General features: G+C 34.7%; 9 protein-coding genes and 2 pseudogenes. All 11 read left to right on the top strand.

The genetic code is table 11. The features are described from left to right. Positions 1-383: 383 nt before the first annotated feature. The 11 genes and pseudogenes from OQ292_RS23960 (at position 384) to OQ292_RS23910 (ending at position 12,365) form a co-directional block, all read left to right on the top strand. Entirely contained in the window at positions 384-1,607 is a 1,224-nt protein-coding gene (locus OQ292_RS23960) for a T9SS type A sorting domain-containing protein (RefSeq protein WP_284686525.1), read from the top strand. Positions 1,608-2,693: 1,086 nt separating this feature from the next. Further along, a pseudogene (locus tag OQ292_RS41170) lies at positions 2,694-2,897 on the top strand (phage integrase N-terminal SAM-like domain-containing protein); the annotation flags it as partial. A gap of 83 nt (positions 2,898-2,980) precedes the next feature. Next, the gene (locus OQ292_RS23955) at positions 2,981-3,526 is read left to right on the top strand and encodes a phage lytic cycle repressor MrpR family protein (protein WP_284686524.1); all 546 of its coding nucleotides are present in this window, start codon (positions 2,981-2,983) and stop codon (positions 3,524-3,526) included. Continuing rightward, positions 3,523-4,682, top strand: a pseudogene (locus OQ292_RS23945) (IS91 family transposase). Before OQ292_RS23955 ends, OQ292_RS23945 begins: the two are co-directional and overlap by 4 nt. Positions 4,683-5,087: 405 nt before the next feature. Beyond that, positions 5,088-6,395: a DUF418 domain-containing protein gene (locus OQ292_RS23940; RefSeq protein ID WP_284686523.1), complete on the top strand. Its 1,308-nt coding sequence runs from the start codon at positions 5,088-5,090 to the stop codon at positions 6,393-6,395. 50 nt (positions 6,396-6,445) lie between these two features. Then, positions 6,446-7,411, top strand: coding sequence for a polysaccharide deacetylase family protein (locus OQ292_RS23935; protein WP_284686522.1), 966 nt, complete (start codon positions 6,446-6,448; stop codon positions 7,409-7,411). Between the two features lie 508 nt (positions 7,412-7,919). Continuing rightward, on the top strand, positions 7,920-9,317 hold the full coding sequence (locus tag OQ292_RS23930; protein WP_284686521.1) for an amidohydrolase family protein: 1,398 nt from the start codon (positions 7,920-7,922) through the stop codon (positions 9,315-9,317). Next, the gene (locus tag OQ292_RS23925) at positions 9,314-9,811 is read left to right on the top strand and encodes a hypothetical protein (RefSeq protein WP_284686520.1); all 498 of its coding nucleotides are present in this window, start codon (positions 9,314-9,316) and stop codon (positions 9,809-9,811) included. Before OQ292_RS23930 ends, OQ292_RS23925 begins: the two co-directional genes overlap by 4 nt. Before the next feature lie 47 nt (positions 9,812-9,858). Next, positions 9,859-10,947 carry an adenylate/guanylate cyclase domain-containing protein gene (locus OQ292_RS23920; protein WP_284686902.1) on the top strand — a complete coding sequence of 363 codons (1,089 nt, stop codon included), beginning with the start codon at positions 9,859-9,861 and terminating at the stop codon, positions 10,945-10,947. A 151-nt stretch (positions 10,948-11,098) separates the two neighbouring features. Beyond that, entirely contained in the window at positions 11,099-11,626 is a 528-nt protein-coding gene (locus OQ292_RS23915) for a hypothetical protein (RefSeq protein ID WP_284686901.1), read from the top strand. A 193-nt stretch (positions 11,627-11,819) separates the two neighbouring features. After that, positions 11,820-12,365, top strand: coding sequence for a hypothetical protein (locus tag OQ292_RS23910; protein WP_284686900.1), 546 nt, complete (start codon positions 11,820-11,822; stop codon positions 12,363-12,365). The last annotated feature ends 10 nt before the right edge of the window (positions 12,366-12,375 follow it).

Raw genomic sequence — 12,375 nt, 5'->3', positions numbered from 1 at the left:
CTCACTTTTAGTGGTATCATTTCAAGAGGAGTTCAAAACTCGTATTTTGAGTAAATTGTCGGAATTAAAGCTGGCTCTACCATACATTTACCTTTTTATGTTCTTCAATCTATTCACTTAACAATTACTATAATTCAGATAAATACCCTCTTCTACAACTTCATTATCGTTTTGCAATGAGAGTTTTTTCACAATCCTAAAAACTGCTGAATTAGACAGTTCAGCTCCTTCTTGGCACAACTCTTTCAGTATTTTCTTGATACTATGCTCTCCATTACGGGAAAGCCGTCTCAAGTGTAAGGCAGCCGATTGGCACCAATAAAACACAGGTTTATGTACAAGCTATTGGTGGTGGTGGAAATTACCAATACAAGCTTTCAAATATGCCTGAACATGCTTACTCAAATGATTCTATATTTCTAATTGATAATAACTCAACAGTTCAAATTGATGTAATATCTCAATATGGATGCAGTAAATCGATAATAGTAACTACCCCAACCTTTACTCCTGAGGAATTAGCTAATGCGGGTAAACAGGGGACATGCATTTTAAATGGGTTTAATGCCTTTTATCATATTCTAGATGAAGAAGGAAACATGATTGCCAGCATCAATGATTTAGGCAATAACTTAGGTGTAATTACTGCCGAAGTACGAATAGATGATGATGTTAAAAGTCATAATGGAGAACATTATATGCAACGTAATTATAAAATTACACCTCAGTTTAATGGACAAGCAGCTAAGGTGAGGTTATATTTTACCGAAAATGAACGAACTACTTTAAAAAGAAAAAGAAGTGGTAGTAATTATGATGTATTAATTAATGATGAAACTAGCTATCAAGTAGCAGAAACGAATTCTACAAATACTTCACAGGAGAATACCATGGAATATACCATTGCCAAATATGATGGAGATGCCCCAGGTACAGCTAATGAGACATTTTTAACGTCTCAAGCTCAATCGAATGGTTTTAAAACGGAAAGGCATTATGTGGAATTCACAGTACCAAGCTTTTCATCTATGTATTTACATGAGCAAAATGAATTACTACCTGTACAACTAATCAGCTTTAATGCTACCGTTAAAAACCAAAAAAATGCCCTTCTTTCTTGGCAAACTGCTTCAGAGACAAACAATAAGGGTTTTGAAATTCAACGAAGTGGGGATGGATACAACTTTGAATCAATTGGTTTTGTAAAAGGAAATCAAAATACACAAACAAATACTTCTTATTCATTTGTAGATGAGAACTTAAATGGATTATACTATTACAGACTCAAGCAGATTGATAAAGACAACTCCATATTCTATTCAAGAGTAGTAAAGGTTAGAATAGAAAGGCAAGATGAGTTATCTGTAATAGCCTTTCCTAATACACTTCAAGATAAATTACAGCTTTCAGTAAATAATGCTGTAGGTACAAAAATAAATATATCCATTATTAATGCCGAAGGAAAGATAGCAATGAAAAAGCAGCATGCAAGTGATGCTTTAAATACAAAATATACAATCGATGTAGCGAGCCTTCAATCAGGTATTTATTTTGTGAAAGTGTCTACAATCGATCAGTCATCAACTATTAAAGTTGTAAAAAATTAGGTTTGTTGATTATTTGTATTTGTAAAGGGAAAACAGTTGTCTCTTTGAGTAACTGTTTTTTGTTTTTCTTTTTAATTATTCAAATATAACTTGAAAGACACTCTATCTTGTTAAGGAAACTTTCAAATAGAAAATCTATAAAAGGACTGTTGCATAATAATCGGAGTTCTGCTTTGACTCCATTCTTATTCCTATTTTTAATAGACTGCCAAGTTTAATAACTAAAACGGCAATATCGTATACCATTTAGCCATGTCAAATTTAAGTATTTGTGTTTTTAAAAATTCTTTTGTCAGAATTGATTATTATTCTTCTGAACTCTTATTAGAAATCACTTGGTTACCATTAACTGAGCATATGACAAAAAAAGATTATCAGGAATGCTTGACTTACGGCAATATAAGGGTACATTTTACATAAAGGCACATTATGTGCTTTTTTATACAACTTGCTCAGTTGTTTAAACTCAAATTTGATTTTTTGCATTTGGGTTATAGAGCCGGAGGGATTTGAATAAATACAAGTCATATTACTGATAATCAATTTCTTGTAAAGAAAAAGATAAAGTTTAGTCAAACAATCGAGAAGCAAAATAGCCTAAAAATGGTAGCTTAAGTTAGTTTGATGAAAAAAATATATAGGGATATATGTAATTCCCAAGTAAATACTATCTTTTTGTCTCTATAGCGGATTTGTAATTAGACCCAAATAGCAGGTTTTATTCTCCCTGGAAATGTATTTATGAAAATCAACAAAGACACACAAAAAGATGCGTTAAAATCAACAATTGCATTTAATAAACTGATGGTAATAGTGCCTGAAAGTTTTGTGTTGGAGTTGGTTTGAAAGGAAAAGTAATTTTTAGCCTGATAGAAATTGACAATATTACTAAAAAAGGTGTAGATGGCATTGCGAGTCCACTGGATAATTTGGATGTTTGAGATAAGAGAAATAACGCGCATGTGGGCGTTACACAAATGTTGAACTAAACCTCCTTGCAGTCGGTGGGATTCCAATAATGATTAAATTGAGTTTTTAACTTAAAGTAATCATCATGAAAAAAAAGTCAGTCCCTTAAGAGAAAGGTTCATCCAAGAACTCACCTATCGTAGTTATAGTCCACATACCATCTATACCTATCAGTGTATGCTCACCAAGATTGGTGGGTTCTACAATAGATCACCCGAGCTATTGAACCTAGAGGAGATCAAACATTATCTGTATCATTGCAAAGAAAAGCAAGGTCTTTCCAGTTCATTTATCAATCAAACGGGGTTTCCCAAACAATAAGTGCCCTACGCATATTGAGACGCGATGTACTCGGAGAAAACTGGGAAGATGGCCTACGTTTACATAGACCTCGAAGAGCGCGGATGCTCCCAGTAATATTATCAAGGGAAGAAGTGAAGCGTTTGTTGTCTATGATAAGCAATCCTAAACACAGGGCACTAGTGGCAGTACTCTATTCCAGTGGGATAAGGATGAGCGAACTCCTATCATTATACCCAACTGACATAGATGCCGACCGCATGGTAATACGAGTAAGGCAGGGCAAGGGAAACAAAGATAGAGAGACTATATTATCGAAAAAGACCCTTGAGTTGTTACGTGAGTATTACCGCCATGCTTATCCCAAACCGACCAAATACCTTTTCGAGGGGATGGGTAGGCCAGGTTTGAAATATTCAGCTAGTTCAGTGAGGAAGATATTAAAAAGAGCTGCTAGACGTGCGGGAATCGAAAAAGAAATCGGAACCCATATCCTTCGTCATACCTTTGCCACACACATGTTAGAACAAGGCACCAACCTGAAGATATTACAGCAATTACTGGGGCATAAGTCTTTAAAGACCACCATGGTATACCTACATGTAACCATGACGGATAGTAGGGTAAAAAGTCCATTTGATGAGCTATGAGCACTGTATCAGAAAATGTGAACAGGCGACAAGGACTCGAGTTGTCCGATATCTTCCGTAGGTACGGTGAAGATTTCCTTTTCTCGCACATGTTATGTCCGGATCAGTTAAAGGCCTATCATGCCATCCGTGATTGTAGGACAGTGGCGATGGGTGGTCATGTGGAAGGTTGCGATCATTGTACCTACCACAGGAATGCTTATAATTCTTGCAGAAATCGGCATTGCAACAAATGCCAGTATGCCAAGCAATTGCAATGGGTGGATAAACTCCAGGCTAATTTACCAGCATGCAGTTATTTTCATGTGGTCTTTACTATTCCCCAAAGTCTCCATAAGCTGTTCTATATCAATCAACGGGTGTGTTATGACATGTTGATGAAATCCTCGTGGCAAGCGGTAAAGAATGTAACTGCCATGCCAAGGATTATCTTGGTGCCAGAACAGGTGCAGTGTCCGTATTGCATACATGGGGTCAATCGTTAACCTACCATCCTCATGTACATCTGCTGGTGCCTGCAGGGGGTATCACCGATGACGGAATGGAATGGAAAGATGCCAAGGATTATCTTGCGCCAGTCAAAGTGCTTTCCAAGGTATTCAGGGGTATCTTTTGGGAATGGATCTGTAAGTATCTTTCAAAGGAAAAGATAAAACTCTCTGATGATCTGATAGACAAAGTTGATTTGAAAAAGAAGATATATGAAAAGAACTGGAATGTATATGCCAAAAGGCCACTAGCAGGCCCAAGGTCTGTAGTGGGTTATCTGGGCAAATATACCCATCGTGTCGCCATCTGTAACAGCAGACTATTAGCAATGGGAAATGGAAAAGTAACCTTTAGATGGAAAGATTACCGCAAATCTAGTAGACAGGGTTGGATGACACTTGAGGCTGATGAATTTATTGCGCGGTTCATGCGGCATATATTACCAAAAGGTTTTTATAAGGTGCGGTATTATGGGCTGCTTTCCCCAGTCAATAAAAAACTCAAGGACATGTGTGCAGAACTGATGGGTAGGTCGGGGTTTACGTCACTCTTGGCAGGACTAACTGCAAAGGAGGTACTCAGGGTGGTCACGGGAAAAGATCCAGATATATGTCCTAAATGTAAAAAAGGTAAGATGATGGTCAGGCTCCACATAGATCCGGGGTGATACTTACTAAATGAAACGTTCCTTGACATCGTGAAATATCCTTTAGAAAATGCTGATAGTGGTTCGGCAGGGTATACTATGCTCAATTATTAACAAAATGGCATGAAATTTTGGTCAACGCGTGTAAAAATCAAGAACTTCACTTCAAAATACCTTAAAGAGGTAGAAAGCTGGCCATAACTATGCCCATAGCAGACAGTGGGCAACGGCTCAGTTCAACATAGTTTTATAAACCACTTGCACATCTATCAGAATCTCAATGAATTTATCTAATATTTATCCAGATTATGGGTGTCTCTGCTTATTTTTGGGCAAGCAGTGTATAAAACACTATATTGTTCTATGCAATTCTAACTCACATCATAAATTGATTAAAAAATACTGGAATAAATCTTGAAATATCAAATGACACCAAAGTATTATGAGCCTTTTGTAACAAAAAATATGAGCAACATCATCACACCTACAACAGTTTCAGAGCGCATACCATCGTTAGATTTTTTAAGGGGGATTGCCATTCTTGGAATTTTGTTTATAAATATAGAGTCCTTTGTGTATGCCAATCCATGGAGTTCATGGCAATATGGTTATGAAAGTGCTACAGATCACCATACACGCTTTTGGGTGTATTTTTTAACACAAGGCAAATTTTACACCATGTTCGCCTTACTTTTTGGTGTTGGCTTTGTGATTTTTACGGAGCGTATCCAACAAAAAGTTCATGGTTTAAAAGCTATGGACATATATGCAAGAAGGTTGTTATGGTTGTTTGTTATAGGGGTCATTCACGCTTATTTTATTTGGGATGGTGATATATTATATCATTATGCTATTTGTGGTCTGTTTTTGCTTCCATTTCGTTCTATGAAAATTAGAAATCTAGTGCTGATTGTTTTGTTTGTAGCTTCCTTTTTATTTATAAAATCGTACGAGAGTGTTTCAAAAAGACAGGAGACATATTCAAATTATACAGAGGCTTTAAATAAAGAAGAAGCTAAAAGAACAGATAAAGACAATACATTAATCGCTTTCTGGGAAAACAGATATACTAAAAAGTCACCTAACCTTTCAGAAGAAGTTGAGATTCCAAAACCTACCTATTGGCAAGGTGTTATAAGCTCTTATGAAAATCATAAGGTTCATAAAGGGGAGTTCTATTATCAATCTTTAATGCTATCGTCTTTAATAGTAATGATTTTGGGGATGATATTATTCAGAGCTGGTATTTTTTCTGATTATAGGGTATGGAAATATTATTGGGCTATTACTGTTTTAGTCTTGGTTGTAGGTTTGGTGATAAACTACATGCGCTATTACCATTGGACATACGAAGACCATATTCCTAACCTCAACACCTTCAAAGCATTATTGTTTACGATTCCAAAGGAAATATTGGGTGTTGGGTATATATTAGTATTAAATGGGATTTATCAGAAGTACTTACAAAGGAATGTAAGGTTTAAAGTGTTTACCAAAATAGGTAGGACGGCTTTATCCAATTACATATTCCAAAGTATCATTTTAGGAATTCTGTTTTATGGCTATGGCTTTGGATTGCACAATAGCTTTTCAAGATTTGAACTGCTAGGTTTTGTTGTAACAATTTGGGCTATTCAAATCACTTGCACGATTATTTGGTTGCGATATTACAAACAAGGACCATTAGAATTTCTCTGGAGAAAGTTAACGTATAAGTCGTTTAACAAAATGTAAATGTCAACTTATAAAAGTTCAAAAAAAGTATTCAAACTGTAAAAATCAAAATGAAAACAAAATCAATCAAAACTATCATTCTCATTACACTATTATTACCTTTCATAACCCGTACCATGAAATACATAATTTTAACCTTAGCATTTTTTACTTCATTAATTTCAGTTGCTCAGCCAACTATAAGCTTTACTTTCGATGATGGCAGTCTGTCAAAACGTGCCAACTACGAGTTTGAAGAATGGAATGATATGATTCTGAGTGCTTTGGATGATGCAAAAATCAAGGCGGTATTTTTTGTTAAAACCGAAGGAAAATCTACTGATAAAGGAAGGCATCTTTTAGAAACATGGAATGATAAAGGCCACCTAATTGCTAACCACACTTATTCTCATCCAAACTTTAACAAAGAAGAAATAAATGCTGAAGATTTTCGAACCGAACTTTTAAGAGCTGACTCGCTGATTAATTCCTTTAGTAACTACACCAAATTATTCAGGTTCCCGTATTTAAAGGAAGGAAACACTACAACTGAAGTAGATAGTATTCGGCAAATCATGAAATACTATGGGTACAAAAATGGACATGTTACAATTGATGGGTCGGACTGGTATATAGACAGTCGATTAAGAAAACGACTAAATCAAAACCCACAGGCTGATATTGAAGCTTTCAAGGATTTCTATCTGGAGCACATATTTCAACGTGCTAACTACTATGAAAACTTATCGCTCAAGCTTACTGGTCGACATATCAACCATACGCTACTTCTTCATCATAACCTTGCAGCGGCACTTTTCTTAGATGACCTTATCGCCATGTTTAAATCAAAAGGTTGGAATGTCATTTCAGCCGATGAGGCTTTTAAAGACCCTATTTTTGAACAAACCCCTAATCATGCAGGAGAAAGCTTAATTTGGGCTTTAGCTAAAGACTCTGGAAAATATGAAGATCAACTAAGGTATCCGGCAGAAGACAGTAGATATGAAAAAGTGCGGATGGATGAGCTGGGTCTTTAAAAAACGAAAGGGATTTATGGAAGAAGAACCAATTAAGAAGCCTATGAACGCTTTTTAAAGATATTGTTTTAAGCAAAATAGTATGACATAAAAACAGTGTCAATGGCAAATACCCTGTCTGAAATCATAAATGATAAAGGGATAGAGGATGGACTAAAACATTTTGAGAAAGAAAAGGATATTACTCTCTTAAAGAAAATGAAATGAATACCATAGCTATAGTTTATTACAAGCTGGTAAAATTAATGAACCTATAGAGGTTTTTAAACTAAATGTCATCTCGTTTCCAAATTCTGGAAATGTTTATGATAGTTTATGGGAAGCTTACATGAAAGCAGGTAAGAAAGAACTAGCTATTGAAAATTATAAAATGTCTGTTGAAATAGACACAACAAATACCAATGGAGCAAAAATTTTAGAAAAACTAAAATCAAAAAATTAACTGAAACTTATGTCATTAACCAATTCATCTTATCTCTACTATATACTGCCCTTCATTTTTTGTTTTTTGAGCTGTAAAAACACTACAGAAAATAAAAAATTTGTAGATAAACAAAACAATGAAAATCAAATTATCAAACTATCAGACAGCTTAAGACCATACATAAAATACCACGAAGATTTTATGGCATTTACCAATGCCACGATAGTGGATGGAACAGGTAAAGCTATAAAACAAAATCAAACAGTAATCATTGAAAATGGCATTTTCAAAGAGGTGGGTAATAGTGCTGATATTAAAATTCCTCGCAATGCTAAAACTATTAACCTAAAAGAGAAAACAATCATTCCAGGAATAGTAGGCATGCACAACCACTTACATATTCCTAGATTTCCTGATGTTGGTGACGTAGCTGCTAAATTATATTTAGCTTCTGGGGTCACAACCATACAGACTTGTGGCGCGGCATCACCTTATAATGAATTGGAACTGTCAAAACGAATAAAAGATGCTAAACAAGTTGGACCCGAAATCATCCCTAGTGCGCCTTTTATAACAGGACAAGGTGGTAATCCTAATATGATTATTCCAAGAGATACTAAACATCTTAAAGATACCATGCAACATTGGTTAGACCAAGATGTAAAATGGTTTAAAGTCTATCGCAATACAAATCCAGATGATTTAAAAACAATCATCGAAGTTGCCCATAATAATCAAGCAAAAGTAAGAGGACATTTATGTTCAATAACCTTTGAAGAAGCTACAAAGCTAGGAATAGATGCAATCGAACATGGCTTAAACAGCACAAGTGATTTTAGAACCAATAAAGATTATGGACAGTGTAATGGTGGGCGTGAGTATATGGATGAACTCATTATTGACAGTCCAGAGGTAAAACGACTACAACAGTTAATGATAGATAACAAGGTCTTTTTAACCTCCACATTATCTGTTTTTGAAGCCAGCATACCTAACAGAGCCTTTGCAGATAAAAGAACTATAAAAGCAATGTCGCCTTTTTTACAAGATCAATACAAAGAAAGAAGAGCAAGTTTTGATAAACAAATGAATGATAGTATAAGAAATAACAGATTAAAACGCATCATGGAGTTCGAATATCAATTTTATAAAATGGGCGGTTTGTTATGTGCAGGTGTTGATGCTGGCAGACATGTGCTTCCGGGTTTTGGCGACCAAAGAAATTACGAACTACTTATTGAAGCTGGTTTTTCAACAGAGGAAGCCATTCAGATTATGACGGGTAACGGATCAAAAGCATTAAAACGTCAGGATATTGGAACCATTCAAGTAGGCAAAAGAGCTGATTTTGTTATCCTAAATGGAAATTTAGAAAACGATGCAAGCACCATAAAAAATGTGGAAACTGTTTTTAAAGAAGGAGTAGGTTATAATTCTAAAAAAATATTAGAAAGAATAACTGGCAAATTTGGTATGGAATGAAAAAGATGAAGTCATATATACTGATTATATGTTGTTATTCCTTAATTGGCTTAATATTAAGTAGTGCAAACTGTTCTTGGGGAAATTTAAAATATTTAGGGCAATCCCCACCTACATCAACACCAAAGGTTTTTGCGCCAGAACTCATTTCAAAAGCGGATGAATCCGAATTCGGTTCGGTTTTCAATAAAGACGCAACTGAATTCTATTATGGAGTGGATGTCAATGGAAAGGCCGAAATACGATACACGAGGCTGGAAGGTGAAAATTGGAGCACTCCTAAAATATTGCTATCTCACGATAAGTACAGTTTGAATGACCCCTTTCTGTCACCCGATGAAAACAGAATGTACTTTATATCCAACAAAGCGTTAATGGCAGCGGCTGGATGGAACTTAAAGAAGTTGATGGAGAAACTCAAAGAAAATGTCTCCGAAACTTTCCCTTTTATACTTCGAAGAATCTTTGCAAAAACAGAATTTTTAGCTTCGTAAGGAGTGACTAGTTAGAAAATTTCTAACCCAATATTTTAATACAAAAAATGCTATCACCTAAAACCCAAAGAAACATTTCGCGAATCATTCCTTTTGGATTAATCTGGTTTATTTTTGGTTTGGTCTATGTTTTTATTGAGAAAGGAATACTTGGTGAACTAAATTACCATCCATCAACAGGCATCCCATATGAGTTTGAAATTAGCTTATTATTCAGTTTGTCCTTTGCTGCTGTAGGTCTATTTATAGGAACTATTGAAATACTATATTTAAATAATCAATTCATATACAAAAGTTTCGGGCAAAAGATATTATACAAAATACTAATATATATCTTGATGAACTTCACTTTCACGGTGATTGGTTATTCAATTGGTACCGCTCTGGAGCTTCAGACAACTCTTCATGATCCACTTGTTTGGGACAGGTTGGTCATATTTTTAAGCAATTTCGCCTATTTAAGTGTAGAAATTTATACAGCTCTTACACTTGGGGTATCCCTCTTCTACTTTGAAATAAGTGAAAATATCGGACAAGGGATTTTGAAAAATTATTTTACCGGAAAATATCATAGACCAACCATAGAAGAGAGAATATTTATGTTTTTGGATATGAAATCTTCTACCACTATAGCAGAGCAGCTTGGTCATGTAAAGTATTTCGAAATGCTTAGCGAATATTATTCTGATTTATCTGAATCTATAATTAAATACTCAGGAGAAATATATCAGTATGTTGGAGATGAAATTATTGTGTCATGGAGGTTGGAAAACGGAATACGAAGTAACAATTGCATACAATGTTATTCTGATATGAAAAAAAGCCTCAAAAAACAAGCTGAAAAGTACCATAAAAAATTTGGCTTAGTGCCGACATTCAAAGTAGGGTTTCACTTGGGAGAGGTCACCACAGGAGAAATTGGAGTAATAAAAAAAGACATTATTTTCACAGGGGATGTGCTTAACACGACCGCTCGAATTCAGGGACTTTGTAACTACTATAAGGTCGATTTATTAATTTCAGCTGATTTGATAAAAAAATTAGATCTTAATTCTGATAGTCAGATTAAATCATTAGGAAAAAATGAATTGAGAGGGAGAAAGGAGAGTGTGGAATTGTTTACCATTCTTTCGTGATTAAATAGGTGTTATTTTTTGAATAAGAAAATCTAGAATATATACCAATAGGATATAAAACGAATTCCAACAACCCTAATTTATAACTTGTGTAAACTATGTATCTTAACGAACAACAGAGTGAACGAATAGCAAAACATAGAATAGAAATATGAAAATCATATTACGGAAGATAATATTCTTGATTTTATTGCTTGGGATTGGATTACTCATCTTCTCACTTACAATGAGTTATTATACTGACAAAGAAGCTGCTGAAGAACTAATTTCAGGCTCATATGATATTGGAAAAACAGAGTACTATGAGCGTGAAGCCGAGCTAAGAACACATAAAACTACTTTTATGGATTTAGGAGCTGGAATTTCGGTTTCAGCATTAGTTCTTCTTGGTTTTTTCATTGCAAAGCGGATTCGCAAATTCTCCGATTTGATTCAAATAATGAGCATTAATAAGACGCTGATTTTTATTCTATCAAATGTTATATGGTTGGTTTTAATTCCTGGGACTCATTTTTACCATATTTTTAGGAGAGGTCGTGGTGATTATCCTCCTTTTGCGGATAGCATAGGGATTTCGATTATAAATCAGATTTCATTGTTATTATTTTATGATACCATTGAATTTATTCATAGGATTGACAATGATAAAAAGTACAATACCAACACGAATATTCATTAGAGCTGAAAAGTATAATGGAAAAGCAATATTTTGGGAGGTATTTTTTGGGTTTTGGTTACTAATAAATTTATTCTGCTTTGTGATTTTTGTAATGGATGGAGACCATTTTTCAATTCCAGTGAATATGTTTTTTACTTATATTTTGCTGACTTTAAGAGCAGGACAGATTAACAAATGGACAAAGTTATAAGCAATGAGTGAATCATTCATATCCATCGTTCCAGATGCAACAGAAAAAATCCAAGCGAAAGAACTTGCCAATAAAGTTGTTGGTCGATTAGTGCAACAGGGAATTATAAAAAAAGAATTGACTGATTGTGTGCTTGGTAAAAATGGATATGCTCCTGGAGATAATTACAAAGAAGTCATCTTAGGAAATGATAATGGTTTTAAAAATCTATTAACTAATGGATTTGAAGTAAGAACAACAAGGCAGGTATTCCATAATGGTAACAATGGATTAGATGAAATAAGATGCCCAAATTGCAATGAAGACGTGATTGACGCAAACTGGCAGCAGGCGTTGGAAGAATGGATAAATGAGACAGACCAAGACAAAATTATTTGCCAAAACTGTAACATAGAAAATTCGATTACCAAATACATCTTTTGTCCAACTTGGGGTTTTGGAAACTTGGGCTTCATCTTTTGGAATTGGCCTGACTTAAAGAGTAGTTTTATTAATGATATTGAGCAAGTGCTAGGACTAGCTGTAAAAGTGATTAATGGAAGGTTGTGAATCGCAAATT

It is taken from the genome of Chondrinema litorale (assembly GCF_026250525.1).
GTDB lineage: Bacteria > Bacteroidota > Bacteroidia > Cytophagales > Flammeovirgaceae > Chondrinema > Chondrinema litorale.
Note: the sequence above shows the minus strand (reverse complement) of the source record. Positions and strands in the feature narration are given on the sequence as shown.